The 26,718-nt window shown below is 69.9% G+C and carries 24 protein-coding genes; 8 read left to right on the forward strand and 16 right to left on the reverse strand.

Translation table 11 applies throughout. The features are described from left to right. Positions 1 to 213 precede the first annotated feature (213 nt). From ACTJKH_RS11890 to ACTJKH_RS11915, 6 genes are all read right to left on the reverse strand, one after another. The gene (locus tag ACTJKH_RS11890) at positions 214 to 1,188 is read right to left on the reverse strand and encodes a hydroxyacid dehydrogenase (protein ID WP_440737100.1); all 975 of its coding nucleotides are present in this window, start codon (positions 1,186 to 1,188) and stop codon (positions 214 to 216) included. Further along, on the reverse strand, positions 1,185 to 1,871 hold the full coding sequence (locus ACTJKH_RS11895) for a DUF624 domain-containing protein (RefSeq protein WP_440737101.1): 687 nt from the start codon (positions 1,869 to 1,871) through the stop codon (positions 1,185 to 1,187). The genes ACTJKH_RS11890 and ACTJKH_RS11895 overlap by 4 nt, the downstream gene beginning before the upstream one ends. A 3-nt stretch (positions 1,872 to 1,874) precedes the next feature. Beyond that, a complete protein-coding gene (locus ACTJKH_RS11900; protein WP_440737102.1) occupies positions 1,875 to 2,777 on the reverse strand; it encodes a carbohydrate ABC transporter permease in 903 nt (300 codons plus the stop codon). After that, a complete protein-coding gene (locus ACTJKH_RS11905; RefSeq protein ID WP_440737103.1) occupies positions 2,777 to 3,715 on the reverse strand; it encodes a carbohydrate ABC transporter permease in 939 nt (312 codons plus the stop codon). The genes ACTJKH_RS11900 and ACTJKH_RS11905 overlap by 1 nt, the downstream gene beginning before the upstream one ends. Positions 3,716 to 3,782: 67 nt before the next feature. Beyond that, entirely contained in the window at positions 3,783 to 5,060 is a 1,278-nt protein-coding gene (locus ACTJKH_RS11910) for an extracellular solute-binding protein (RefSeq protein WP_259162976.1), read from the reverse strand. 67 nt (positions 5,061 to 5,127) lie between these two features. Further along, positions 5,128 to 7,077: a DUF2264 domain-containing protein gene (locus ACTJKH_RS11915; protein ID WP_440737104.1), complete on the reverse strand. Its 1,950-nt coding sequence runs from the start codon at positions 7,075 to 7,077 to the stop codon at positions 5,128 to 5,130. 145 nt (positions 7,078 to 7,222) lie between these two features. Here ACTJKH_RS11915 and ACTJKH_RS11920 point away from each other — a divergent pair, with 145 nt between their 5' ends. Continuing rightward, on the forward strand, positions 7,223 to 9,025 hold the full coding sequence (locus ACTJKH_RS11920; protein WP_440737105.1) for a heparinase II/III domain-containing protein: 1,803 nt from the start codon (positions 7,223 to 7,225) through the stop codon (positions 9,023 to 9,025). Further along, the gene (locus ACTJKH_RS11925; protein ID WP_440737106.1) at positions 9,022 to 10,110 is read left to right on the forward strand and encodes a substrate-binding domain-containing protein; all 1,089 of its coding nucleotides are present in this window, start codon (positions 9,022 to 9,024) and stop codon (positions 10,108 to 10,110) included. Before ACTJKH_RS11920 ends, ACTJKH_RS11925 begins: the two co-directional genes overlap by 4 nt. A gap of 2 nt (positions 10,111 to 10,112) precedes the next feature. Here the strand turns inward: ACTJKH_RS11925 and ACTJKH_RS11930 are convergent, their stop codons facing one another. Next, the gene (locus ACTJKH_RS11930) at positions 10,113 to 11,063 is read right to left on the reverse strand and encodes a LacI family DNA-binding transcriptional regulator (RefSeq protein ID WP_440737164.1); all 951 of its coding nucleotides are present in this window, start codon (positions 11,061 to 11,063) and stop codon (positions 10,113 to 10,115) included. Positions 11,064 to 11,203: 140 nt separating this feature from the next. Here ACTJKH_RS11930 and galT point away from each other — a divergent pair, with 140 nt between their 5' ends. The 3 genes from galT to galE all read left to right on the forward strand — a co-directional run bounded on the left by galT (position 11,204) and on the right by galE (position 14,751). Further along, positions 11,204 to 12,412, forward strand: a complete 1,209-nt coding sequence (gene galT, locus ACTJKH_RS11935) for a galactose-1-phosphate uridylyltransferase (protein WP_440737107.1) — start codon at positions 11,204 to 11,206, stop codon at positions 12,410 to 12,412. Continuing rightward, on the forward strand, positions 12,409 to 13,605 hold the full coding sequence (gene galK / locus ACTJKH_RS11940; protein WP_440737108.1) for a galactokinase: 1,197 nt from the start codon (positions 12,409 to 12,411) through the stop codon (positions 13,603 to 13,605). Before galT ends, galK begins: the two co-directional genes overlap by 4 nt. A 168-nt stretch (positions 13,606 to 13,773) precedes the next feature. Beyond that, positions 13,774 to 14,751 carry a UDP-glucose 4-epimerase GalE gene (galE, locus tag ACTJKH_RS11945; protein ID WP_440737109.1) on the forward strand — a complete coding sequence of 326 codons (978 nt, stop codon included), beginning with the start codon at positions 13,774 to 13,776 and terminating at the stop codon, positions 14,749 to 14,751. A gap of 2 nt (positions 14,752 to 14,753) precedes the next feature. On the opposite strand, the gene ACTJKH_RS11950 is transcribed toward galE, so the two are convergent. The 4 genes from ACTJKH_RS11950 to ACTJKH_RS11965 form a co-directional block, all read right to left on the reverse strand. Continuing rightward, positions 14,754 to 16,079, reverse strand: coding sequence for an MFS transporter (locus ACTJKH_RS11950; protein ID WP_259162986.1), 1,326 nt, complete (start codon positions 16,077 to 16,079; stop codon positions 14,754 to 14,756). Further along, the gene (locus ACTJKH_RS11955; RefSeq protein ID WP_440737110.1) at positions 16,076 to 16,984 is read right to left on the reverse strand and encodes a polysaccharide deacetylase family protein; all 909 of its coding nucleotides are present in this window, start codon (positions 16,982 to 16,984) and stop codon (positions 16,076 to 16,078) included. The genes ACTJKH_RS11950 and ACTJKH_RS11955 overlap by 4 nt, the downstream gene beginning before the upstream one ends. Next, complete coding sequence (locus ACTJKH_RS11960; RefSeq protein ID WP_440737111.1) at positions 16,981 to 18,123, reverse strand: ROK family protein; 1,143 nt, start codon at positions 18,121 to 18,123, stop codon at positions 16,981 to 16,983. The genes ACTJKH_RS11955 and ACTJKH_RS11960 overlap by 4 nt, the downstream gene beginning before the upstream one ends. Positions 18,124 to 18,223: 100 nt before the next feature. Next, the gene (locus ACTJKH_RS11965) at positions 18,224 to 19,657 is read right to left on the reverse strand and encodes a gamma-aminobutyraldehyde dehydrogenase (RefSeq protein ID WP_440737112.1); all 1,434 of its coding nucleotides are present in this window, start codon (positions 19,655 to 19,657) and stop codon (positions 18,224 to 18,226) included. A gap of 100 nt (positions 19,658 to 19,757) precedes the next feature. Here ACTJKH_RS11965 and ACTJKH_RS11970 point away from each other — a divergent pair, with 100 nt between their 5' ends. From ACTJKH_RS11970 to ACTJKH_RS11980, 3 genes are read left to right on the forward strand one after another with little or no spacing between them, the layout of a single operon-like run. Continuing rightward, positions 19,758 to 20,225: an Lrp/AsnC family transcriptional regulator gene (locus ACTJKH_RS11970; protein WP_056415446.1), complete on the forward strand. Its 468-nt coding sequence runs from the start codon at positions 19,758 to 19,760 to the stop codon at positions 20,223 to 20,225. A gap of 27 nt (positions 20,226 to 20,252) precedes the next feature. Beyond that, on the forward strand, positions 20,253 to 21,659 hold the full coding sequence (locus ACTJKH_RS11975; RefSeq protein ID WP_440737113.1) for an NAD(P)/FAD-dependent oxidoreductase: 1,407 nt from the start codon (positions 20,253 to 20,255) through the stop codon (positions 21,657 to 21,659). Further along, positions 21,656 to 22,003 (forward strand): cupin domain-containing protein, encoded by a 348-nt coding sequence (locus ACTJKH_RS11980; RefSeq protein WP_440737114.1) that lies wholly within the window; start codon positions 21,656 to 21,658, stop codon positions 22,001 to 22,003. Before ACTJKH_RS11975 ends, ACTJKH_RS11980 begins: the two co-directional genes overlap by 4 nt. Before the next feature lie 48 nt (positions 22,004 to 22,051). On the opposite strand, the gene ACTJKH_RS11985 is transcribed toward ACTJKH_RS11980, so the two are convergent. The 5 genes from ACTJKH_RS11985 to ACTJKH_RS12005 form a co-directional block, all read right to left on the reverse strand. Beyond that, positions 22,052 to 22,273 (reverse strand): histidine ammonia-lyase, encoded by a 222-nt coding sequence (locus tag ACTJKH_RS11985; protein WP_440737115.1) that lies wholly within the window; start codon positions 22,271 to 22,273, stop codon positions 22,052 to 22,054. Positions 22,274 to 22,386: 113 nt separating this feature from the next. Further along, on the reverse strand, positions 22,387 to 23,073 hold the full coding sequence (locus ACTJKH_RS11990; RefSeq protein ID WP_440737116.1) for a hypothetical protein: 687 nt from the start codon (positions 23,071 to 23,073) through the stop codon (positions 22,387 to 22,389). Between the two features lie 81 nt (positions 23,074 to 23,154). Then, positions 23,155 to 24,621: a carboxylesterase/lipase family protein gene (locus tag ACTJKH_RS11995; RefSeq protein WP_440737117.1), complete on the reverse strand. Its 1,467-nt coding sequence runs from the start codon at positions 24,619 to 24,621 to the stop codon at positions 23,155 to 23,157. Between the two features lie 26 nt (positions 24,622 to 24,647). Further along, on the reverse strand, positions 24,648 to 25,658 hold the full coding sequence (locus tag ACTJKH_RS12000) for a DNA-methyltransferase (protein WP_440737118.1): 1,011 nt from the start codon (positions 25,656 to 25,658) through the stop codon (positions 24,648 to 24,650). Continuing rightward, positions 25,655 to 26,704, reverse strand: coding sequence for a lipoate--protein ligase family protein (locus tag ACTJKH_RS12005; protein WP_440737119.1), 1,050 nt, complete (start codon positions 26,702 to 26,704; stop codon positions 25,655 to 25,657). Before ACTJKH_RS12005 ends, ACTJKH_RS12000 begins: the two co-directional genes overlap by 4 nt. Between the last annotated feature and the right edge of the window lie 14 nt (positions 26,705 to 26,718).

The following is a 26,718-nucleotide window of genomic DNA, read 5'->3' on the forward strand; positions in this document are numbered from 1 at the left end:
GCGAGCGGAAAACGCTCTCCTGCGGCATCTGCGACGGATCTCGTCGGGCTACTCCCCGTGCGGGGTCAAAAGAGCATCCGAATCGGCCGTTTGGGATGCGTTTTTGACCCCGCACCGCGCGTGGGATGCGTTTTTGGCCCCGCACCGGCCCGCACCGGCCCGCACGCACCGGCCCGCACCGCGCGCACGGCGCTCACGACGCTCACCCGCCGCTCACGCGCTCAACTCCATGTCGAGGCGGGTGATCACCTGCGACGGCACGCCGCCGCGCAGCAGCGCCTCGACGTCATCGAGGGCCGAATCGGCGAGACGCCTGGCCTCGTTGCCCATGGATCCGGCGATGTGCGGGGTGAGCGCGACGTTCGGCAGCGCTCGCAGCGGTGAGTCGGTCGGCAGCGGATCTGGTTCGGTCACGTCGAGCACGGCATCCAGACGCCCCGAGGCGCACTCTGCCAGCAGCGCGTCGTGGTCGAGGATCCATCCCCGCGCCGTGTTGATCACCGTGGCGCCGTCATGGAGCGCCGCGAGTTCGGCCGCACCGATCATGTGCCTCGTCTCGGGCAGCGCGGGTGCGTGCAGCGACAGCACGTCGACCTGGTCGAGCATCTCGTCGAGCGGCAGCAGCTCCGCGCCGGCGTCGGCCACGGCCTGCGGCGACACGAACGGATCGGCGACGAGGATCCGGATGCCGTCGAGCTGGCCCAGCATCCGCACCACCCTGCGTCCGATCCGTGAGAACCCGACGATGCCGACGGTGCGGCCGACACTGCCGTACCGCGTCGACCCGACCAGGTCTCGCCACTCGAGCACCGTCGAGGGCGAGCGCATGTGCACGAAAGCACGCTTGAAGGCGAGGATGATCGTCGCGAACGTGTACTCGGCGACCGGCACGGCGTTGGCGTCGGCGGCAGAGGTCACGGTGATGCCCCGTTCCCACAGCTCGTCCGAGACCAGCTGCTGCACGCTGCCCGCCGCGTGCACCACGGCGCGCAGCCGCGGCATCCGATCGAGGAGATCGGCGTCGAGACGCGGGGCACCCCACGACGTGACGAGGATCTCGGTGTCGGAGAGATCGCCGTCGTCGATCGCCAGTCGCGTCGAGGGAGACAGCGCGCGCAGGCGGCTGAGTCGGGCGTCGTCGAAGAGCAGGTCGAACACCTCGGGGCTCATCGCCGTGCGCACCGTCACGCGCGCACCTCCGCGGCCTCGAGAGCGGGCTCGATCTCGAGCACGGGGCGCAGCGTGTACCGGCTGTTCGCCCACGCCACGTACAGAGCAGGAGCGCATGTGAGGCCGATCGCGATCGCGGGCATGGTGGTGAAGAGTCCGACCTGCACTCCGAGCACGACGAGCGACAGTGCCGTGAGGTACCAGCGCCGCACGCACAGGTACAGCGCGGCCTTGACGATGTCGCGCATCCGCGCACCCGGTTCTTCTGCCAGAGCGACGAGAGCCACGAGGGCGGTCGCCCCGGCGATCACGACGAGCAGCGCGAGGACCGGCACGATCATGACGGATGCCGGCGAGGCGCTGACCGCCCGCACGTCGACGAGGAGGACAACGACGGATGCCGAGGCGAACGCCCCGATCAGCATGCCCTTGCGCGCCGTGGCCTTCCACCCGCGGAGGAACGAGCGCACGACCTGGGGCTCGCCCCGCCCGAACTCGCGGAACGCGGTGAACGCGCCGCTCAGCGCGGGTGCGGCGAGCGGTGCCGCGATCGCCAGCAGGGGCCACGACAGGGCGGGGTCGGTCGTCATCAACAGCACCACGAGAGGAGATGCGGTGACGAGCACGAGGAAGTTGACCATCAGGCCGAGGTAGACGACGCCGAGGATCGTGGCCCAGGCGTCGTGCGAGATGCGCTTCATCGGTCAGCCCTTCAGTCCGCTGGTGGCGATGCCCTCGACGAAGTACTTCTGCCCGAGCAGGAAGATGATCGCGATGGGCACGACCGAGATCGTGAGTCCGGCGAACAGCAGCGCGTAGTTCGTGTCGAAGAGATTCGAGACGAAGCTCTTGAGACCGAGCTGGATCGTCCACAGGTCGGGGTTGCGCAGGTAGATCAGCGGCCCGAGGTAGTCGTTCCACGTGTTCACGAAGGTGAGCAGGGTGAGGCTCGCGATGGCGGGCACCGACAGCGGCAGCATGATGCGGCGCCAGATGGCGTACTCGCTGAGCCCGTCGAGACGCGCGGCCTCGCTGAGCTCCTCGGGGATGGTCTCGTAGTACTGCTTCATGAGGAACACCCCGAACGCGCCGAACGCCTGGAGCAGGATGATCGACCACAGCGTGTTCGACACCTTCAGATTCGACAGCAGGATGAACTGCGGGATCATGTACGACTGCCACGGCACGGCGATCGTGCCGATGTAGACGAGGAACAGAATGTCGCGGCCGGCGAACTTCATGCGCGCGAAGCCATAGGCCGCGAACGATCCGGTGAGCACCTGCAGGAACGTCACGCTGACGGCCAGGAACAGGGTGTTGCGGATCCAGACGAGCATGTTCGACTTCGTCCAGATGTCGATGTAGTTCTGCCACACGAACGTCTCGGGCACCCAGACGACGGGCACCGAGAACACCTCGTTGGCGTTCTTCAGCGAGCTCATGACCATCCAGAAGAACGGTGCGAGCAGGCCGACCGCCGCGATGACCAGGGCGACGTAGCCGAGCGTGCGACCGACCGTGAGCCTGGTGCGCACGCGACCGGCGGGGACGGGGGCGTTGAGCTTGCGCAGCGTTCCCCCGGTGACGAGGACCTGTGTCTCGGTCATCATGCGCTCCGCTTCTTGTTCCAGAGGAACTGGCCGATGGTGACGAGGATGCAGAGGAAGAACAGCGCGACCGCGGCGGCGGATGCGTAGCCGAACTGCGACTCCTCGAAGCCCTTCTTGTAGATGAACTGCGACAGCACCAGGGTCGACTGTCCCGGTCCTCCGTCGGTCATGACGAGGATCAGGTCGAAGATCTTGAAGGAGTTGATGGTGAGCATCACCGTGACGAAGAACATGGTGGGCCGCAGCGAGGGGAGTGTGACGTTCACGAAGCGCTCCCACACGTTGGCGCCGTCGACGCGCGCCGCCTCGTGCAGTTCACGCGGCACGGTCTGCAGGCCCGCGAGGAAGAGGATCATGTAGTAGCCCATGTCGCGCCAGGTGCTGACGATCACGACGGCGGGCATCGCCCACTCCGACGAGGTGAGCCACCCGGGCGGCTCCGAGATGCCGATCGCCCGGAGCACCTCGTTGATGGGGCCGTAGTCGGGGCTGAAGAGCAGGTTCCACACCACGGCGATCGCGACGATCGAGGTGATGTAGGGGAAGAACGCGGCCGTGCGGAAGAACGCGACGCCGCGGAGCTTGTTGTTGAGCAGCAGGGCGAGCCCGAGCGAGACGACGATCGTCAGCGGGATGTGCATCACCGAGTAGTAGATGGTGTTCCAGAACGCGATGTGGAAGCTGCCATCGCCCATCAGGCGCTGGAAGTTCGCGAACCCCACCCAGTCGGCCTTGCCGAAGACGTTCCAGTTCGTGAACGCCATGTAGAAGAGGATCAGCACCGGAAGCAGGGTCAGGAACCCGAATCCGATGAAGTTCGGCAGGATGAAGCTCCAGCCGATCAGGGCATTGCGGCGACGCAGTGCCGAGCGGCGGCGCGGCGGCTTCGTCTGCGGCGGGGCCGCGTCACGGCGCGGGGCCTCGGTGGTGGTCATGTCTCGTCTCCTGGATGCTGCGCGAGGTCGGTGTCGGGGGCCGACCGGCGGCCGGCCCCCGAGTGGATCAGCCGACCTCGTTCTTGACGCGGTCCTCGGCCGTCTTGATGGCGTCGTCGACGGACGCGGAGCCCGACATGACGGCGGTGTGCAGATCCGCGAGGATGCCCTGGATCGTCGCCGTCTTGCTCGAGGTGGGGTTCTCGGGCAGAACGTCGTGCGTCGACCAGGCGAACTTCGACAGGTCGTCGGCGGGTGCCCCGTCGACCGCGAAGTACGTGTCGACGACGGCGTCGTTCGTGAGCGCGGGCGAGATGCCGATCGCGGCGAGCGCCTGCGCGCCCTCCTCGGACGCGGCGAACTCGAGGAACTGCTTGGCTGCGTCGACCTTGGCGGAGTCGATGTTCGCGTTGATGCCGAAGCCCGTCGGGTCGCCGAAGGTCACCGGGGTGTTGTCGGTGCCGGTGGTCTTCTCGTCGAGCTGAGGCGCGGGCGCGATGCCCCACTCGAAGTCGTTCGCCTCACCCGACGCCTGCTGCGCGATGAGCGTCGCGGTGTACCAGGTGCCCATCAGCATCATCGCGGCCTTCTGGGTGCCGAACTCGCCCTGGTAGGTGAGCTGGTTGGCGGTCGAGGTGTTGAAGTCGACCTGGTCGCCGGCATCCTGCAGAGCGAGCGTGCTGTCGTAGTAGTCCTTCATGTTGTCGAAGTCGCCGTCGAGCACGCTCGTGCCGGTCTGCGCGTTCGCGAAGCCCTGCACGGTCGACTGCCAGCGGTGCAGGTACGTGCCCTTGGACGCGTCGGTGGTGAGGGCCGCGGCGGCATCCGCGTAGTCGTCCCACGTCCACGAGCCGTCGGGCTGGTCGACGCCCGCCGCCTCGAAGAGCGCCTTGTTGTAGAAGAGCACCCACGAGTCCTGACGGTAGGGAACCGCGTACGCGGCGCCGTCGACCTCGTAGGAGTCGGCTCCGCTGATGCCGTCGGGGAGCGCGACGTCCGAGACGTCGAGCAGCTGGCCGCCCTCCTGGAAGGTCGTGACGTACTTGACCTCCTTCTGCGTGATGATGTCGGGGCCCGACCCTGCGGCGAGGTCGGCGGTGACGAGCGTGTTGTACTCGGCGGCGTCGTACTCCTTGAGCTCGATCTTCACGTTCGGGTGATCCTTGGTGAAGGCGTCGGCGAGCGTCTGGAACTCGGGGGTGGTGTCGATGCTCCAGCCCGAGAGGGTGAGCGTGACGGGGGCGTCGGGGTCGGTCTCGCCGGCGTCGCTGCTGCCGGAGCAGCCTGCGAGGGCGAGGGCCGCGACGGCGGCGATGCTGCCGGCGGCGAGGATCTTGCGGTTCATGGGGATACTGCTCCTTTGCAATGGCGGGTGCCCCGGACGGGGCGGGATGACGGGTCGGGATGACGGCTCAGACGAGCCGGTGTTCGGTGGTGGTGGAATCGGGCCAGACGACGGCGACGTCGTCGCCGTCGATGCGGACGGAGGGAGCGGATGCCGCGGCACGGTCGGACAGGTGCACCGCGGTCGCGATCCACTCCCCCGTCGAGACCGGGTAGGTGATGACGGGGACGGATGCCGCCGCACCGAGCGGGCTGGCATCTCGCCGCGCCTCGATCGACGGCACTCCCCCGGGCGTGACGGCGGCGATGGTGCTGTGGCGGCCTCGGGCGCTCGCGGAGGCGGCCGTCGCCGAGAGGGTGTCGTCGACGGAATCCGCGGCGAGCGCCCACCCGCCGATGCGCAGGGCGGTGGGGGCTGCATCCGCCTCGATCCGATCGATGCGCACGAGCCGCACCTCCCACGCCCCGCGCACGATCGACCAGGTGGTGACGGCGCCCGCGACCTCGACCTCGCCGGTGATGCCGGAGCCGTGTCGGGTCTGGGTCGCGTCCGGTGCGATCCAGTGCGCAGTCGCCTCGGATCCGGCGATCGCGGCATCCCCGTCGCGACGGATGCCCTGCACGCGCATACCGGCACGGTGCGTCGCCCGGCCGTCGGCATGCAGCAGCGCGACCGACTGCTCGAGGGGCTCGGCCCAGGCGTCGCCGTTGAGCAGCGGGCTCGCGGCGGTCGAGTAGCCGAGGCGTGCGTAGAGCGGCGAATCGCCGACGAGGTCGCCGGGGCGCGCGTGGTCGGCCCCGTGGTTGATCACTCGCACGATGCCGTCGTCGGCGGTGGCCGAGATGATCCACGCCGGCGCCTCGACGATGCGGAGCACGTCGGCGGTCTCGACCGGCAGAGGCTCGGCCGGCGCAGCCCACACCGGATGATCTGCGGGGAGAGCGACGCCGAGCAGCCCCTTCGAGGCCCAGTACGGGGAGCCGGTACCGGAGTAGTTCTGTGCGAGCCGACGCCACTCACCGTGCCACCCGAGGTCGAGGAGCCCTTGATCGTTGGGGGCGCCGTTCTCGGCGAAGTGGCGGACGATGTCGGATGCCGCGCGGCGCAACTGCCCGAGTGGGACAGACGGGACCTCGGCGATGGCGCCCGCCCAGTAGGGCGCTGCCGCGGCGAAGCGGTAGACGAGGCTGCGGCCCTGGATCAGCGGAGAGCCGTCGGCCCCGACCAGGGCGATCGCGTCCTGCAGGAACAGGTCGAGCCGGGCGAGGTCGCCTTCGGTGCGGCCGCCTGCGAGCTCGCTGGCGCCCTGCATCCGCGACCACAGCACCGGGTAGAGGTGCAGCGCCCAGCCGACGTAGTGGTCGTACGCGCGGTCGTCGCCGTCGGAGATCCAGCCGCCCTCGCGCACGAACGAGTCGTGCTGCGCGAGGTCCTGATCGATGTCGGCCTGCGACCAGGGGCCGCCCACCGAGCGCAGGAACGTCTGCACCACGACACGGAACCACAGCCAGTTGTTCTTCGGGTAGCTGTCGTCGCCCACCACGGGCGCGAGGTAGTCGATCATGCGGTGCTGAGTGGTCTCGTCGAGGCGATCCCAGATCCAGGGGCGGGTCATGTCGAGGATCAGCGCGATCGACGCCGCCTCGACCTTGGCCTGGGCATGCTCGTCGAGTCGCACCCACCGGTCGGGGCTCGACGGATCGACCCCGGCCACGATGCCGCGGGAGTAGAAGTCGATGAGGTCGTCGACCCCGTCGCCGCGCGCACCCGCGATGCGGAAGCCGGCGAGCAGGAAGGTCCGCACGAAGCCCTCGAGGCCGTCGACGTCGATGCCGTAGCCGCCGGATGCGCCGGGAAGCGTGATGCGAGCGCCGTTCTCGGAGGCCCACGGGCGGACCGCGGCGAGCAGCCCGTCGGCGTACGCGAGCAGATCGTCGCGCGACCACTCGGCATCCGGAGACGCCTGGCCCTCGCGGGGGCTCATCGCCGTCGGGGCGACGGTGCGCTCGTACGTCACAGGGTTCTCCTTTGAAGACTGCTTCGAGGTGGATCGTGGGGACGTCCGTCCCTTCGCGATCGTTGGGAGATTATCATCGCATTTCGATCAAGACAAGACTCAAATAAATCTAGATCGATCATTTTCGATCAGCTATGCTGAGTCCGTGAACACGCTTCCCGCGCCGACCGCCGACGATCGCGTCGCCTGGGCGCACGTCGATGCGACTGAACTGCGCGCCCGCGCCGAGGCGGATCTCGGCGTGCCCTGGCCGCAGCCCCTCGCCAGTCAGGCCGCTCGCGTGCACCGCGACGGCGACCGGGTCGCCTGGGAAGACCCGGCCTTCGCGCGACAGCACCGACTCAGCAGGGCGGTGATCGCCGCGGCCGTCACACTGGACGGGCGCTGGATCGACGAGGTCATCAACGGGGTGCAGCTGCTGTGCGAGCAGAGCTCGTGGTGCTGGCCGGCCCACGACGACACGTTCGACCGGCACGGCAGCGTGCTCGCGACCGTCACGGATCCCTTCCTCGACCTCGGCGCGGGAGAGGTCGTGGCCCAGCTCGCGTGGATCGATCACGTGCTCGGCTCGCAGCTCGATGCCCGCGCCCCCGGCATCCGCTCCCGCATCCGGCACGAAGCGCAGGTGCGTGTCTTCCGCCCCTTCGTCGACCGCCGCGACTGGCACTGGCTCGGACTCGACGGCGACGTGCACAACTGGAATCCGTGGATCCACTCGTCCGTCCTCACCGCCGCCGTGCAGCTGCACGCCGACCCCGACCACATCATCGGCCTGGTCGTCGAGGGACTCGACCGCTACCTCGCCTCACTGCCCGACGACGGCGCGATCGACGAGGGCTACTCGTACTGGTGGAACGGCGCCTGCCGCGCACTCGAGGCACTCGACCTGCTCGAGTACGCGACGGACAGATCACGACCCGACCTCGCCGGACTGCGCGAGACCGTCGCGTTTCCGCACCGTTGCCACCTGGGCGGCGACTGGTACGCCAACCTCGCCGACGGACAGGCCCGCCCGCCGGCGGATCAGCCCTGGCACGCCCTGCACCGTGCGGCCCGGCGGATCGGCGATGCGGATGCCGCCGCCCACGCCGCCTCGCACCGCAACGCCGCCCCGTCGGAGTTCGCCGGGCTCGGACGCCTGATCCGTGCGCTGACGGATGCCGACTGGCTCGCCGCCGCCACTGCCGACTCTCCTCTTCCGCGCGACGTGTGGCTGCCGTCGACGCAGGTCCTGCTCGCACGCGAACAGGCGGGGACCGCCGCGGGGCTCGGCCTCGTGATCAAGGGCGGGCACAACGCCGAGCACCACAACCACAACGACGTCGGATCGTTCATCGTCACATCCGACGGGGTTCCCGTGATCGTCGATGCCGGGCGCCCGACGTACACGAAGGCCACGTTCGGGCCCGACCGCTACTCGATCTGGACCATGCGGAGCTCGTGGCACAACACCCCCACGATCGCGGGCGTCGACCAGTCTCCTGGTCGGGAGTTCGCCGCATCCGAGGTCGAGGTCTCGATGACGGATGCGGCGTCGTCGCTGACTCTCGACCTCGCCGGCGCCTACGACGTCGCCGGACCGACCTGGCAGCGCACGGCGGCCCTCGACCGCGCCGCGCGCGTCGTCCGCGTCTCGGACGAATGGGCCGCGCCCCTGCCCGGTGGGCCGACCACCCTGAACCTCGTCGTCGCGGGCGCCGTGTCAGCCCTCGGCGACGGCGTGCGGGTCACGCCGCTCGACGGTGCAGCACCCGTCGTGATCCGCTGGCCCGCCGGCATCCGAGCCGCCCAGAGGGTGCGCCCGCTCGACGACCCGATGCTGAGCGAGGTGTGGGGCGAGCGACTCACCCGCATCGAACTCGACGTGAGCGCGCACGATCGCGCGTGGATCACGGTAGAAAGAGACGACGCCACCCCGGGGACGGGTGACAGCGAGGACGACCGATGACCGATCAGCAGCACGCTCCGCTGGCGCCCGCGCGTCACGCGCACATCATCGCCGCCCTCGAGCGCGACGGGATCGTACGGGTCTCGCGCCTGACCGAAGAGCTCGGCGTCGCGCCGGTGACGCTGCGCCGCGACCTGCAGCAGCTCGAGGAGGAAGGACGTCTCGAGCGCGTGCACGGTGGCGCGGTGCCGGCCGAGGCTGCGCGCGCGGATGAGCCGGCGCTCGCCCAGACCGGTGGCGCGATCGGCGTACTGGTGCCGTCGCTCGCCTACTACTGGCCCGGTGTCGTGCGGGGCATGGAGGCCGAGGCGCGCAAGCGCGGGCTTCGTCTGGTGCTGCGCGGCGCCTCGTACGAGCTGCAGGACGAGCGCCCCGTGCTCGAGCGCCTCATCGCCGCCGACGACATCCGCGGCCTCATCGTCGCCCCCAACCCCGACGTGACCCACGCGCAGGACGTGGTGCAGTGGCTCGACGCCTCCGGTATCCCGGCGGTGTTCGTCGAGCGCGACGCCGTGGTGCTCCCCGACCGTGCGCCCGTCGAGAACGTCACGACCGACCATGCTCTGGGTGCTGTGCTCGCGGCGCGCCACCTGGCCGCCCTCGGCCACCGCCGCATCGGCCTCATCCTGTCGCGGGAGTCGCCGACCGGCCGCAAGATCGTCACAGGATGGGCGACGGCCTGCGACGAGCTCGGATTGGCTCCGGCCGACCACTTCGAGAGCCTCTTCCCCGACCGCAACGGCCCGGGCTTCGCGACCGCCGTGAACGCGGCGATCGACAAGGCACTCGACGCCGGGGTGACGGGGCTGCTCATCCACTCCGACCCCGAGGCGATGGCGTTCATCGACATCGCGCTGAACCGCGGACTCTCGGTGCCCGAGGACCTCTCGGTCGTCGCCTACGACGACGAAGTCGCTCAGCTGTTCACCCCGGCGCTCAGCGCGGTCAGCCCGCCGCGTGCCGCCGTCGGCGCCGCCGCGATCGACCTTCTCGCCAAGCGCATCGCCGACCCCGCGCGTCCGGTGCATCGGGTGTCACTGAGCCCGACGATGCACGCCAGGGAGTCGTCCGCTCCACCCGCCTGACGTCAGCGGGTGCTGGCACGCTCGACGAGAAGGGTCGGTACGACAGCGGATGCCTCGCCCCCCGCCGTCCCCTCGATCTCAGCCACGAGCAGGTCGACGGCGCGGTGCGCGAGAGCGGTGAAGTCCTGACGGATCGTCGTCAACGGAGGGCGGTAGTTGGCGGCATCCGGCACGTCGTCGAATCCGATCACGCTGACGTCCTCGGGAACCCGGCGCCCGGCCTCGGCGAGCGCGCGCAGCAGTCCCAGCGCCATCTGGTCGTTGGCGCAGAAGACGGCGGATGCCGCGCCCAGCGCACCGCCCGCGGCGAACCCGGCCTCGGCCGACCAGTCGCCGCGCAATGCCGTCGGCGGTTCAATACCCGCCGCGACGAGGGTCTCGCGCCAGCCGCGCTCGCGCTCGGCTGCGGCGAACGAGTCGGCCGGACCCGCGAGATGGTGCACGGCGTCGTGCCCGAGGCTCAGCAGATGCGCGGTCGCGGCAGCGGCACCGCCGACGTGGTCGCTGTGCACGACGGCGAGGTCGGCTGCGGCCGGCGCATCGACGACCACCAGGCGCAGTCCCGCCGGGCGCTGCGCCGCGGGAACCAGGGCGGATGCCTCGTTCAGCACGATCGCGCCGTCGACCTCCTGCTCGGCGAGGCGCTCGAACGCATCGGCGACGCTCTCGCCCGCGGTCACGAGGGTGAGGGCGTACCCGCGCTCGGCTGCCGCTTCGGCGGTGGCCTGCAGCATCCGCGAGTTGCCGACCGTCGCGAGCGTGGTGACGACGAGTCCGATGGTCTGAGAGCGGCCGGTGCGCAGGGCTCGGGCGGCACGGTGCGGGCGGTATCCGAGCTCGGCCATGGCCTGCTCGACCCGCTCGCGGGTGGCGGGATCGACCCGGGGGCTGTCGTTCACGACGCGAGAGACGGTCTGCCCCGAGACGCCGGCTCGCGAGGCGACCATCGCCATCGACACGCGGCCCGACGAGGGGCGGCGGCGGCGCGGCCTGCCGGCATCGCGCAGGAGGTCGTCTTCCATGGCGGGCGCTCCTTCAGCCGTTCACACTCGGAATGTTGACGTTACCACGGACCTGTGCGTACCATGTTTACGTGAACACGCACGAATCCCCCGAGTTGCGAACCGAGACCCTCTCCGCCGGAATCGTCAAGCGAGCGACCACGCTCGCCGACGGCCGCGAGCTGATCTACTTCGACGACCCCGACACGACGCTCGGCGAAGAGCGCTCCGTCGATTCCCGCACCCTCGACCCACGCGGCGAGACCGCCACGATGCGCCTCGACGTGCTCACGGGAGACTGGATCACGGTCGCCGCGAACCGCCAGAACCGCGTCATGATGCCGAGCGCCGACGCCGACCCGCTCGCGCCGCAGTCGCCGACCAACCCGTCGGAGGTGCCGTCGCGCTACGACGTCGCCGTGTTCGAGAACCGCTCCCCCGCGTTCGGGCCCGCCTTGGCCGAGGCCACCGGCACCGCCCCCGAGGCGAGCAACCCTCCCCGCGGCCTCGACGACCTCGGCGCCCTCGGCCTCGGCCGCACCCGCACCTCGGTCGGACGCTGCGAGGTCGTCTGCTTCAGCCCCGAGCACACCGGCTCGTTCGGCACGCAGTCGGTCACGCGCGCCCGCACCGTGATCGAGGCCTGGGCCGACCGCACCGCCGCGCTCTCGAAGCTCCCCGGCATCGAGCAGATCTTCCCGTTCGAGAACCGCGGCGAGGCGATCGGCGTGACACTCCCCCACCCGCACGGCCAGATCTACGCCTACCCCTACGTGACGCCGCGCACGACCCGGGTGCTCGACTCGATCGAACGCACCGCGCCCGATCTGTTCCAGCACATCCTCGAGTCCGAGCAGGCGTCCGAGCGCGTCGTGTTCCGCGGCGAGCACTGGACCGCCTTCGTGCCCTTCGCCGCCCGCTGGCCCCTCGAGGTGCATCTGATGCCGCACCGCCACGTTCCGGACTTCGCCGAGACGACGGATGCCGAGCGCGACGAGCTCGCTCCGCTGTACCTGCGCCTGCTCCGCGGCGTCGACGCGCTCTATGACACCCCGACCCCGTACATCGCCGCCTGGCACCAGGCCCCGGTCAACGTCGGTCGTCACAGCGTGCGCCTGCACCTGCAGCTGACGAGCCCGCGGCGGGCGGCCGACAAGCTCAAGTTCCTCGCCGGTTCTGAGGCGGCGATGTGGGCGTGGGCCGCCGAGATCACCCCCGAGCAGGGCGCAGCACGCATCCGCGAGGCCATCGCACAGGCAGACGCCGCCCACGCCGCAGACTCAGAAGAGGTATCCGCATGACCACCACCACCGACGCCGCGACCGCGCTCTTCACCGAGCTCACCGGCCACGCCCCCGCAGGAGTCTGGTCCGCCCCCGGCCGCGTGAACCTCATCGGAGAGCACACCGACTACAACGACGGCTTCGTGCTGCCGTTCGCGATCCCCCACCGCACGGTCGCCGCCGTCGGCACGCGCGACGATCGCCGCATCCGTGTCGCCTCGACCTTCGCCGACGAACCGGTCGAGGTCGCGATCGACGACCTCGCGCAGCTGTTCCCGACGCCGACCGGTTCCGCACCGACGGTTCCCGAGTGGGCGGCGTACCCGCTCGGCGTCGCCTGGGCGCTGCGTCAGGCCGAGGGCGCTGCCGACAGCGTGATCACCGGCTCGGGGCTCGACATCGCGATCGCCTCCGACGTCCCCGTCGGCGCGGGCCTCTCGTCGTCCGCCGCGATCGAGGGTGCCACGGCATCCGCCCTCAACGACCTGTGGGAGGCGGGCCTCGACCGCACGGCCCTCGCCCGTGTCGGCCGCCGTGCCGAGAACGAAGCAGTCGGCGCGCCGACCGGCATCATGGACCAGATGGCCTCGATGCTCGGCGAGCCCGACGCCGCGATCTTCCTCGACTGCCGCTCCCTCGACGCGAACCTCGTGCCCGTCGGCATCGCCGAGGCCGGCCTCGCGATCCTCGTGATGGACACCCGCGTCAAGCACGCGCACTCCACCGGCGGCTACGGCGAGCGCCGGGCCGCGTGCGAGCGCGGCGCGGCGATCATGGGCGTGCCGAGCCTCCGCGACGTCTCGGTCGACGACCTCCCCCGTGCCGCAGAGCTCATGGACGACGTGACCTTCCGCCGCGTGCGGCACGTGGTCACCGAGAACCAGCGCGTGCTCGACACCGTGCGCGTGCTGCGCGAGGAGGGTGCCCGTGCGATCGGCGAGCTGCTCGTCGCCTCGCACGCCTCCATGCGCGAGGACTTCGAGATCTCGGTGCCCGAGCTCGACACGGCGGTCGAGGCGGCCCTCGCGGCCGGGGCGATCGGCGCACGGATGACCGGTGGCGGATTCGGCGGTGCGGCGATCGCGCTCATCGAGCAGGATGCCGTGCAGCAGGTGACGGATGCCGTGAACGCGGCGTTCGCGGCATCCGCCTTCGCCGCTCCCGTGATCTTCACCGTCACCCCGTCGGCCGGCGCGCACCGCGACGCCTGACCCCGTCCCGATCCTTGTGTGACCCCCGTCCCGATCTGCGGAGCCTGCCCCGATAATCGGCCGAATCCCGCCGATTCGCCCGCAGATCGGGACCGCGTCCGCAGATCGGGACGCCACAGGTCGGGTTCCGCCCTGAAATACTGAACTCTCCACCACCTGAGGAGCACCATGTCCTGGATCGTGACCGGCGGCGCCGGATACATCGGCTCGCACGTCGTACGCGCACTCGCGGATGCGGGGCTGACGCCCGTCATCCTCGATGACCTCTCCAGCGGGGTGGCGTCGTTCGCGCCCGAGGGCGTGCCGTTCGTGCAGGGGTCGATCCTCGACCGCGCGCTCGTCGAGAAGACGCTCCGCGATCACGACGCCGACGGGGTCATCCACGTCGCCGGTTTCAAGTACGCCGGCGTCTCGGTGCAGCGCCCGCTGCACACGTACGCGCAGAACGTCGAGGGCACCCGCGTGATCCTCGAGGCCATGGAGGCCGCGGGAGTCGGCAACATCGTGTTCTCGTCGTCTGCCGCCGTGTTCGGTACGCCGGATGTGGCGCTCGTCGTCGAAGACACCGCCAAGAGGCCGGCGAGCCCCTACGGGGAGTCCAAGCTCATCGGCGAGTGGCTGCTGCGAGACCAGGCCATCGCGACCGCGGAGTCCGAGACCCCGCTGCGCCATACGTCGCTGCGGTACTTCAACGTCGTCGGCTCGGCCGACCCGACGGTCTACGACGTCAGCCCGCACAACCTCTTCCCCATCGTGTTCGAGGCGCTCCTCGCCGGCAAGACGCCCAAGATCTTCGGCGACGACTACGACACCGAAGACGGCACCAACGTGCGCGACTACGTGCATGTAGGCGACATCGCCGCGGCGCACGTCGCGGCCGCCCAGCGCCTCCTGGCCGGCGAGTCGATCGAGCCCGCGTACAACCTCGGCTCCGGCGACGGGCTCAGCGTGAAGCAGATCATGGATGCCGTGGCCCGTGTCACCGGCATCGACTTCACTCCCGAGATCGGCCCCCGCCGAGCCGGCGACCCCGACCGCATCGTCGCCACCGGCGAGCTCGCCGCCCGCGACCTCGACTGGAAGATGCGGTACACGGTCGACGAGATGGTGCGCACGGGCTGGGAGGCTCGTCAGGCCGCTTCCTGATCTCAGAGATCCCGGGTGCGGATCGGGTAGAGCCAGAAGCAGAGCCACGCGAGGGCCGCGAAGACGAGCGGCACCACCGCGACCATCACGCGGATGCCGCCGTCGACCGCCTCCGGCTGGGCGTCGCCGAGCGATGCGTCGAAGCCGGATGCCGTGAGCACCACCGCCGCGACGATCGCCTGCAGCACGACCGACCCGCGCACCACGAAGCCGTTCACGCCGAAGTACGCGCCCTCCCGGCGATGCCCCGTGCGCACCGCATCCTCGTCGATGATCTGGGCGAGCACGACCTCGAGCAGCTGCAGCAGACCGCCGACACCCACTCCCACCGCGACCCCGACGAGGGCCGCCGCCATCACGGTCGACGGCAGCAGGTATCCGAGCATCGCGATGCCGAAGACCGCGACGCTCCACAGGAGAGCCGTGCGCGGTGAGGTGCGCCGCACGACCGCGCTCCAGAGGACGATCGACGGGATCGCCGTGACGAAGATGGCACCGAGCAGCAGACTGCCCTCCCCCTCGGCTGCACCGAGCGAGTACCGCACGTAGAACGGGATCGCCGCGAGGACCACCGCGATCGCCGTCTGGATGAACAGCGAACCGAGCACGTACGGCACGAAGGCGCGATTCGCGAACGTGTAGGTCAGCTGGTCGCGCCAGCGCATCGCCTCGGACGCCGCCTCCGGCACTCGACGCTCGATCATGCCGCCGACGAACGACCACACGAGCAGCACCAGGCAGACCGCCGAGAGCACGATCGCCATGCCCGGCCAGCCGATCCGCCCGTACAGCGCGGGGGCGCCCGCCGTGCCGAGCACGATGCCGAGGATCGCGAAGATCTGCCGGGGCACGTTGCCCCTGGCGCGCTCGTCGGTGGTGCGGAAGATCTCGGGGAACAGCGCCGAGATGTTGAGCACGACGACCACGAACGCGATGTCGTACACCGCGACGACGATCAGGAACCAGACGATCAGCCCGGCGGCCGGCAGCTCCGGCGGCATCCACACCAGCGCGAACGCGACGACGAGCGGCACGATCCCGAGACCGATCCAGGGGATGCGGCGGCCCCAGGGCGTGCGGATGCGGTCGGACAGCGCGCCGACCACCGGGTTGAGCACGGCGTTCAGCACCCCGTGCGCGATCATCGCGGCGGCCACCCAGGTCGGTTCGACGCCGAGGTGGGTGACGTAGAAGTAGACGACGAACGCCGAGAACGTCTGCGTCATGAGCTGCGTCGGGAATCCGGATGCTCCGAACGCGATCGCCTGCGCCCTCGTCGGCGCGGCATTCAGCCGTCGGTCTCGAAGACGCGTCGTCAGCGAGGTCATGCGCTCTCTCTCCGCTGCAGGTCGCGCAGATCGCGCCACCCCAGCCTGATCAGTCCCTCGTCGGCGATCGCCTGCAGCACCGCCGGATCCGACAGCAGACGCAGCTCGTGCCCCCGCTTCACGGCGCCGTAGTCGACGGCGGCACGAAGCTCGTCGTCGTCGACCATCGGATGCAGGTAGATCTCCGTCACTCCCGAAGGCACCGCCCGCAGCAGCGCGATGAACCCGTCTCGTACCTGCTCGTACGACTCGTCGGGTGCGGCGTCGAAGGGGTGGCTCCAGAGGCGGTCGATGATCTCGACGCCGAACGCGTCGGCCCCGGCCGCAGCCTCGGCGAGCTTCGCCTGCAGCGCGGCATCGTCTTCCGTGCCCTCCATGCTCCGCGGCAGTCGGAACGGCAGTCCGTGGCGCGCGGCGAGCTCGAATACAGGCCGGAGGAAGTCGCGGCCCGTGAGCAGCCCGTAGACCGAACCCATGTGGTTGTCGAGGTGGGTCACGTCGACACCGGCATCCAGTGCCGCCTGCAGCTGGGCTGCGAGCTCGGCGGCGACGTCATCGGTCGACGCGTGCTGCTCGATCTCGAGCGCACCGGTCGGGAAGTACCCGGCCGCATCGACCAGGGTCGTGCCGGTTCCGGTGAGCGGGCGCCACCGGTAGTCGGTCCACTCGCTCGTGAGCACGAGGTGCACTCCCACGTCGAGATCCGGTCGCGACGCGGCGAACGCGAGCGCCTCGGGGGCCCAGGCGCACGGCACCATCAGCGTGGTGGAATCGATGTGCCCTGCATCCAGCAGCTGCACGATCGCGGTGTTCGCCGCGTGGCACATGCCGAAGTCGTCGGCGTTGATGATGACGGCTCGGGCGCCGGGGGCGAGCCCGAGTCGATCTGCGAGATCCGAGCTCATCTGCGCTTCCTGTCTGCATCGGGAACCAGGCGCGAGAACACGGTCGCGCGAAGAGCGGATGCCGCCTCACCCACCGCCCCGACCAGAGGCGCCTCCGGTCCGAACGACGAGACCGCGAACGTCAGAGGCAGTCTCGGAGCGAGGTTCTCGGCGTAGTAGTCGGCGATGGCGTCGATCATCGCGGGGTGCGCAGCGGATCCGCTGAGGATGAACGCCTCAGGATCCAGTACGAGGGCGATGCTGCCGGCGATGAGGGTGAGTCGGCGTCCCATCTCGGCGGCCATCGCGATCGCGGCAGGGTCGCCGGCGTGCGCGGCATCGAGGTGCTGATCGATCGTCTCGTCGGGGTCGCGCCCGTTGGCGAGGGCGAGATCGCGCACGACCTCGTCGCCGAGCACGGGGGCTCCGATCGGCACCGGCGTCTGCGGCAGGTACATGACCTCGCCGGCGACTCCCGAGAAGCCGCGGTGCAGCACACCGTCGATCACGATGCCCGCGCCGAGCCCGTCGTCGAGCAGCAGCAGCGCGAAGCTGGCGAGGTCGGCGCCGGTGCCCGCCGTCAGCTCTGCGAGCGCCGCCAGATTGACGTCGTTCTCGACGCGCACGGGGCAGCCGAGACGCTCCGAGAGCGCGTTCTTGAACGCACCCCCGTCTGGCCCCTGATCGTCGCGGATGCCGCCGTCGGCCGAGACGATGCCGGGAATTCCGACGACCACGAGCTCCAGCGGCCCGGCGACCACCCGCCTGCAGGCGGTGACGAGGTCGACGATGTGCTCCACCCGGTCGCCCCGCACGGGGAACGGCGCGTGATGCTCGGCTCGGACGGCACCGGTCGGGTCGACGAGCACGACGTGGGCGGCGTGGCCGTCGACGTGCACGGCGGCGGCGAGGCCGAGTTGCGGATGCAGCGCCACACGGCCCGCGGCGGGTCCACGGGTCTCGCGGTCGACGCCTGCCGGCGCGACCGCCGCGGCGCTCTCGAGCATCCGCAGCACCTGCGTCACCGCGGTGCGGGAGAGCCCCGTCTCGGCGACGAGCTCACCGCGCGTGAGCGGCCCCCGCCGCGCGAGCGTCTCGAGGATCGCTCGTCCGTTGAGGGTGCGTAAGAGGGTCTGCGGGCCCGCCAGCGGTCTTGCCATGATGATCCCCCCGGATTCGACGTGCGCTCAGCATGACACATCGTGTCTCACTGGTCGAGGGGTCAGTCCGTCGGGTTCGGCGGCCTCGCGGACGCGCGGCTCAGTCGAGAGCCGACATCACGTGCTTGATGCGCGTGTAGTCGTCGAAGCCGTACTGCGAGAGGTCCTTGCCGTAGCCGGAATGCTTGAACCCTCCGTGCGGCATGTCCGACACGAACGGGATGTGGGTGTTGATCCACACGCATCCGAAGTCGAGGTCGCGCGAGAAGCGCATCGCCCTGGCATGGTCGGTGGTCCACACCGACGACGCCAGTGCGTACGGCACGTCGTTCGCCATCTCGAGCGCCTCGGCGTCGGTGTCGAACGGCTGCACGGTGAGCACCGGGCCGAAGATCTCGCCCTGCACGGCCTCGTCGTCCTGGTGCAGGCCCGACACGATGGTCGCCTCGAAGAAGTAGCCCGTGTCTCCCTGTCGCCGACCGCCGGTCTCGACGGTGGCATGGGCGGGCAGCCGGTCGACGAACCCCTGCACCTGGGCGAGCTGAGCCGCACTGCTCAGGGGGCCGTAGAGCACGCCCTCTTCATGCGGTGCGCCGGTGCGCGCATCCGTCTTCGCCTTCTCGACCAGGGCCGCGACGAACTCGTCGTGCACAGACGAGTGCACGAGGACGCGCGTGGCGGCGGTGCAGTCCTGCCCTGCGTTGAAGAACGCGCCGGTGATGATTCCGGATGCCGCCTTGTCGAGGTTCGCGTCGGGGAAGACGATCGCGGGCGCCTTGCCGCCGAGTTCGAGGTGCACGCGCTTGACGTCGTTCGCCGCCGATCGGGCGACGGCCATGCCCGCACGGACGGACCCGGTGATGGCGACCATCTGCGGAGTCGGATGCTCGACGAGAGCCACACCGGTGTCACGGTCGCCGAGCACGACGTTGAGCGTGCCTGCGGGCGTGTGGACCGCCACGATCTCGGCGAGCAGCAGCGTCGTGAGCGGCGTCGATTCGGCCGGCTTCAGCACCACGGTGTTGCCCGCGGCGAGCGCGGGAGCGATCTTCCACACGGCCATGTTGAGGGGATAGTTCCAGGGCGTGACCTGGCCGATGACTCCGATCGGCTCGCGGCGCACGAACGAGGTGTGCCCGGCGAGGTACTCCCCCGCGGCGCGGCCTTCGAGGCTGCGCGCCGCCCCGGCGAAGAACCGCAGCTGGTCGATCGACTGCAGGATCTCGTCGTCGACGAGGCTGGCGCGAGGCTTTCCGGTGTCCTTCGACTCCAGGTCGGCGAACTCCTCGGCCCGGGCCTGCATCTCATCGGCGATGCGGAACAGCGCCAGCTGCCGATCGGCCGGGGTCGTGTCGCGCCAGAGCGGGAACGCGGCGGATGCGGCGGCATAGGCCGCATCGACGTCGGAGGCGTCCGAGACGGGCAGCTCGCCGTAGGTCTCCTCGGTCACGGGGTCGATCAGCGGCATCCGCCCCTGTCCGCTCACGGGAACGTACTGCCCGCCGATGAAGTTCTGGAGGAGTTCTGTGGCCATGCCCGCCATGCTAGCGATCGGAGTGCGAATACAGAAGAGTCTTTTGACTCAGACGATGGAATCAGTTGCCATGATGGGTGCATCCTGTCAATATCGACACATGAGCGCCACGCCGAAGCAGCCCGTTCTCGATGACATCTCGAAGCGGATCGTCGAACTCCTGCAGGAGGACGGCCGCCGGCCCTATGCCGAGATCGGTCGCGAGGTGGGGCTCAGCGAGGCCGCCGCACGCCAGCGCGTGCAGAGGATGACCGAGGCCGGCATCATTCAGATCGTCGCCGTGACCGACCCGATGCAGCTGGGGTTTCACCGCATGTCGATGATCGGCATCCGCGTCACCGGCGACCCGCGGCTCATCGCCGAGGAGCTGACGAAGATCACCGAGCTGGCCTATGTCGTCGTCACGCTCGGCACCTTCGACATCCTCGTCGAGGCCGTGTGCGAGAGCGACGCCGACCTGCTCGACCTCATCGCCACCCGCATCCGCACCATCCCGGGCGTCGCCCACACCGAGAGCCTGCTGTACGCGGGTCTCTACAAAGACCTCTACAACTGGGGCACGCGCTGAGGCGCGGCTCCGAGAACGGGACTGATCATGGGAACCACGGTCTTCGAACGTCGCCGCCCCGCGGATGCCGTGATCGATGCCTCGCTGCGCGACACGGCCTTCAGCGTCTTCTGGCTCGATGACGTCGAGCGGGTCTCGCACCCCGCCCTCTCCTGCAGCATCACGGCCGACCTGGCCATCGTCGGCGGCGGCTACGCCGGGCTCTGGACGGCCGTGCGCGCCAAGGAGCGCGACCCCCAGCGCCGTGTGGTGCTGCTCGAAGCGTCGCGCATCGCGTGGGCGGCGTCCGGCCGCAACGGCGGTTTCTGCGAGGCCAGCCTCACGCACGGACACGAGAACGGTCTCACCCGCTGGCCCGACGAGATCGACCGCCTCGAAGAGCTCGGCCACGAGAACCTCGACGGCATCGAGCAGACCGTGAAGCGGTACGGCATGGACGTCGACTTCGAGCGCACGGGACAGCTGGCCGTGGCCGTCGAACCGCACCAGGTCGAGTGGCTGCGTGAAGAGGAGGGATTCCTCGACCGTGACGCCGTGCAGGCCGAGGTGCACTCCGACACGTTCCTCGCGGGGGCGTGGGAACGCGACGGATGCGCGATGGTGCACCCCGCCAAGCTCGGTCTCGAACTGGCCCGCGTCGCCGCAGAACTGGGCGTCGAGATCTACGAGCAGTCGCTCGTGCGGGAGGTCATCGGCGACGGATCGGGCCCGATCACGCTCGTCGCCCGCGGCGGAGGACGAGTGACCGCGGATGCCGTGGCGCTGGCCACCAACGTCTTCCCGTCGCTCCTCAAACGCAACCGCCTGATGACGGTGCCGGTGTACGACTACGTGCTGATGACCGAGCCGCTGACCGACGAGCAGCTCGCCTCGATCGGGTGGTCGAACCGCCAGGGCCTCGCCGACAGCGCCAACCAGTTCCACTACTACCGGCTCACCGCAGACAACCGCATCCTCTTCGGCGGATACGACGCGGTCTACCACTTCGGCGGCAAGGTGCGCCCCGAGTACGAGGACCGCGCCGAGAGCCACCGCAAGCTGGCCTCGCACTTCTTCACGACGTTCCCGCAGCTCGAAGGGCTGCGCTTCACGCACCGGTGGGCCGGAGCCATCGACTCGTCGAGCCGCTTCTGCGCGTTCTTCGGCACCGCCCGCAAGGGACGAGTCGCGTACGCCACCGGGTTCACCGGCCTCGGCGTCGGCGCCGCCCGCTTCGCCGCCGACGTCATGCTCGACAAGCTCTCAGGTGAGCCGACCGAGCGCACAGAGCTCGCGATGGTGCGCGAGAAGCCGATCCCGTTCCCCCCTGAGCCCGTCGCCTCGATCGGCGTCAACCTCGTCCGCGCGGCGATGAACCAGGCCGACCACAACGAGGGCAAGCGCAACCTGTTCCTCAAGACACTCGACGCGGTCGGCATGGGATTCGACTCGTGAGCGAGCTCACGGCCGGCGAGGGAGTGGATGCCAGTGCAGTGCCCCTCGTGCATGAGCCGTTGCCGGCCGACGAGGTGCTGATCGGCAAGCCCACGGCGGCGGTGCACGAGCTGGCCACGATCGGCGGTGTCGAGGTCGGCATCTGGGAGATGACGCCGGGCACGGCATCCGACACCGAGGTCGACGAGGTGTTCGTCGTGCTCGCAGGTCACGCCCGAATCGAGTTCGTCGAACCGGCACTGCCCGCGATCGAGGTCGACCCCGGGGCGGTCGTGCGCCTGGCCGCGGGCCAGCGCACCGTATGGACGGTCACCGAGACGCTCCGCAAGATCTACATCGCCTGACTCGCGGTTTCGCGAGGAGACGGGGGCCAGCGCCCTGCGTCAGCGGGATCAACGCGGAGCGAACGGGCTCCCCGGACCGTGCTGACGGCGGGTCTCGGGGTCGATCCAATTCCCCGAACCGGTCATCCGGTGCCAACGCTTGTGGAATGCGAGATCGGTGCCGTCTGCTTCGACGACAGCTGCACCGCACAGATCGCAGATACGCAGGATGACGATGTCGCCATCTGCAGTCATGACCGAGATCGACTCGGCCGGGAATACGACACCCATCGCGTTCTCCTCTCGCGCCCCCTCACCGACCGTCGAGGTCAGGCTTCCTGGTTCCTCTCAGGGTAGCCAAGCGCACCCACCCCCGACACTGTCGGCATCTCTACCCGGCGCAGTCAGCCCTCCGGTGATGAGTCCCTGCTACGGCCCGCATCGAGGACGATCCCGAGTCGGTCGGCGACAGCACGCGCCTGCCTCTCAGCGGCGTCCGCTGTGCGCTCGAGGCCAGGCAGGTCCTCCGGACGGAAGTACCAGGTCGACCGGTCTCCCGGGGAGACGTATCGTTCCTCGTCGGTGAGCTGCGCGTCGGCGCGGGCCTTGAGGAGGTCGGCCTCGGCGCGGTCCCGCTCGTCGAGCACCCGCGACGCGAGCTCGATGTCTCCGGCTGGCAGATCGGCCGCGGCCCCGGCCTCCACGAGGGGATGGATCAGCACGGACGGCAGGGGCTTCGGGATGGAGGCGGCCGGTCGCACGCGCGAGGCGATGACCGCGGTCACCACGGCCCCCACGAAGAACAGCAGCCCGACGGCGATCGACGCATCTCGAAACGACAGTCGGAGCGACGCGATCACCAGGCAGGCCACGGCCGCGAGCAGGAGACCGCCGGCGATCGGGACGAGGCACCCGACCGCATCCCTCTTGCCACGGGCAGCGCGCGCTCGCCGATGGCTCTCGATGATCGCCGACGCGTCAGCCTCGCTGTCCGGCGGCACGAGGTGCAGCTGATCCGGATGCGTCCGAATGGCCGCGGCATCGACGGCCGGCAGGCGGAAGCAGTCCGGGCGGTCGGAGGAGATCGGCACCGAACCATCCTCTCGTGTCGGGGCCCCGTGCGACGCCCGCCTCGGAAGCACATGCGGCGCGCCCCCGACCTGCCGCTCGGCTCAGAGCAGCGCCCGCACCGACGCATACGCGTCGGCGACGTCACGGGTGGGCCGGTCGTAGACACGCACGACACCGACATCCCCGTCGTGCCTGCCCCACCCCGGATCGCCGGTGGTGATGAACGCGACCGCGGCGCCGTGCACGTCGTCAGCGAGTTCCTGCGGCGGGTTCGGCCCCGCGAGGGCTTCCATCGACGGGCCGTCGAGGCAGTCGAAGAAGAACGGCACGTCGAGGCAGTGCTCCGCGAAGCCGAAGCGTCCCGAGGGCCAGGAGAAGCGGTAGAGCCATGTGGGGGCATCGCCACGGTCGGCCGCGACGCCCGGCACGGTGGTGCGGAACATCCGATCGGTCAGCACACGGCCCGCGAGACGCGCCTTGCCGAGACGCACGACGTCGGCATTCGCGCCGAGATACTCGGCACGGATGCTCTTGGGCACACCGAACCGGTTCAGCAGCACTCCCTGCGGCACCCACCGCAGGGCCTTCGCGGCCTTCCCGACGAATGCCATGGTGAACTCATCGTCGGTCGCTCCGATCACCAGTGGCTTGTCGGCACCGACGCCGGCACGCAGCGACTCCCGGGTCGGCCGCGGAAGCAGGTCGCCATCGATCGTCGGGCCGAGTGGCAGCCCCTCCTCGATCACGGTCGTCAGTGACGACGGCCCGAGCTGGGTCGCCTTCTTCTGCAGCGCGAGCAGGCGCTCGTCCGACAGCGTCGACAGTCCGGCCACGGTCGGAGCCACCCCACCCGAGGCGGCGAGCGCACGCCCGAACGCCTCGGCGCGAGTCGCCGACACATCGCCCAGCGCCCCCGAGATCGCGTAGACCGCGCGGAACAGGTGCTGCGCCTTCTCCATGCCGAGCAGGGTGAGCACCGCCCCGCCGCCCGCGGACTGTCCGGCGATCGTCACGCGACCGGGGTCTCCGCCGAATGCGGCGATGTTCTGCTGCACCCACTCGAGGGCGAGCAGCCAGTCGCGCACGCCGCGATTCGACGGAGCATCCTCGATCCAGCCGAAGCCGTCGACGCCGAGCCGGTACGAGATCGACACGGTGACGACGCCGTCGCGGTTGAAGTTGCGGCCGTCGTACCAGGGGCTCGCGGGCGAACCTGCGAAGTACCCGCCGCCGTGGATCCAGACGAGCACGGGCAGGCCCGAAGCCCCGGGGTCGGGCGTGAACACGTTCACGTTCAGCGTCGAGTCGCCCTCGACGCTCGGCTCGGGGATCAGCGTCACACCGGGGTCGCCGCGCTGCGCGGTCGCCGCGAACTCGAGCGTGTCGAGCACACCCTCCCACGGCGCCTTCGGCACCGGCGCCTGGAATCGCAGAGCGCCGATCGGCGGCTCCGCGAACGGGATGCCGAGGAAGCCCGCCGATCGCGCGGCACCTCGCCCTCCCGTGGTCGGGCGCCAGCGCCCTCGGACCCGCCCCGCGGCGGTCTGCACTTCGACGTACTCGGTCATGGCTGCCTTCCGTGAGAGGACCGGAACTACTCGCCGACCCGCGTGACCTCGGCGTGCGGCATCCGCTCGGTCATCACGCGCACCGCCTCGGGGTTGTCATCGACGAGCACCGCGTCGCGACCGAGTGCCGAGGCGACGGCGCCGGTCGTGCCGCTGCCGGCGAAGAGGTCGAGCACGCGGTCGCCGGGGCGGCTGGATGCCCGCACGATGCGCCGCAGGATGCCCTCGGGCTTCTGCGTCGGGTAGCCGGTCTTCTCGCGTCCGGTCGTCGGGACGATCGTGTGCCACCACACGTCGGTGGGCAGCTTGCCGCGGGCGGCCTTCTCGGCGGTGACCAACCCCGGGGCCATGTACGGCTCGCGGTCGATGTCGTCGGCGTTGAACACGTAGTCGCGCGGGTTCTTGACGTACACGAGGATCGTGTCGTGCTTGGTCGGCCAGCGTCGGCGCGACTTCGCTCCGTAGTCATAGGCCCAGATGAGCTCATTGAGGAAGCAGTCGCGGCCGAACACCGCATCGAGCATCACCTTGGCGTAGTGCGCCTCGCGGTAGTCGAGGTGCAGGTACAGCGTGCCGTCATCGGCGAGCAGCCGCCACGCCTCTTCGAGCCGAGGCATCAGGAACGCGCCGTAGTCGTCGAAGCGGTCGTCGTAGGTGCGCAGCATCCCGCGCACCCGCTCGTACGCGTGGCCGTGGAATCCGTGCCTGACTTCGGAGGGCGGCATCGCCGGTTCGGGACTCAGCACGACCGGGGCGGCCACTGCATCCGCATCCGCATCCGCATCCGCATCCGGCTCGTCCGGAGTCGTGAACGTGCGACGGGCGGTGACGACCTGCCGCTCCTGCGCGCGACCGGTGTTGAACGGCGGATCGAGGTAGACCAGCGTGAAGGATGCCGACGGCAGAGTCGCCGCTGCGGCGAGGTTGTCGCCCTGGAGAATCGAGACATCGCCACGGACGACCGCGGTCTCGACCGCAGTCTCGACGGGGGTCGGATCCTCCGGCGCTGCCTCAGGCGCAGAAGCGGGGTCGGTCACGGAACCCGCTGCAGCCACGCGTCGGTGGCGAACTTCGACTCCACCAGCGCCTCGGCATCGGCATACTCATCGGCGGTGATCGCCCCGTCTTCCGCGGAGGTCAGCGAGCGGAACGTGTCTTTGAAGCGCTCGATGATCTCGGCCCGCGCGAGACCGGTCTGGCTGCGCAGCGGATCGACGCGCTTCGCCGCCGACGTCGTGCCCTTGTCGCTGAGCTTCTCGCGGCCGATGCGCAGCACCTCGGTCATCATCTGGCCGTCGATATCGTACGAGAGGGTCGCGTGGTGCAGCACTCCCCCGTTGGCAAGGCGCTTCTGGGCGGCTCCGCCGATCTTGCCGGACGAGCTGGCGATGTCGTTGAGCGGCTGGTAGATCGCGTCGATCCCGAGCGACCGCAGCGCCTGCAGCACCCAGTCGTCGAGGAAGGCATACGAGTCGGCGAACGTCATTCCCTGCACGAGGGATGCCGGGACGTAGAGCGAGTACGTGATGATCTGGCCCGCGGCCATGAGCATCGCGCCGCCGCCTGAGATGCGGCGGACGACGTCGAAGCCGTGGCGTGCGGCTCCCTCGGGGTCGACCTCGTTGCGGTACGACTGGAACGAGCCGATGACCACGGCTGACTGGTCCCACTCCCAGATGCGGAGGGTCGGGCGGCGTCGTCCTTCGCCCACGCGCGAGGTGAGCACCTCGTCGAGCGCGAGGTTCATGCGAGGAGAGACGGCCTTCTCGTGCACGATCTCCCAGTCGAAGTCGTTCCACCCGGGGGCGGTCACGAGAGCGCGGCGCACCGCGGTGCCGACCGCCTCGGGCGTGAAGCCCAGCAGCTGCGCCCCATCAGGAAGAGCGCCGCGGACCGCGGCGGCGATGGCCGTGGCATCCGTCTCGACCGGCAGCCCGGAGACCGCCGCGTTGATGTCGTCGAGTGCGGTGTCGGGTTCGAGGAAGAAATCGCCGGCGAGCCGGAAGCGGACGATCCTGTCGTCCTCGACCTCGAGGTCGACGACGACGAGCTTTCCTCCAGGGACCTTGTATTCACCGTGCACGGTTACAGCTTAAG

The organism is Microbacterium sp. 22215 (assembly GCF_052045655.1).
Lineage (GTDB): Bacteria > Actinomycetota > Actinomycetes > Actinomycetales > Microbacteriaceae > Microbacterium > Microbacterium phyllosphaerae.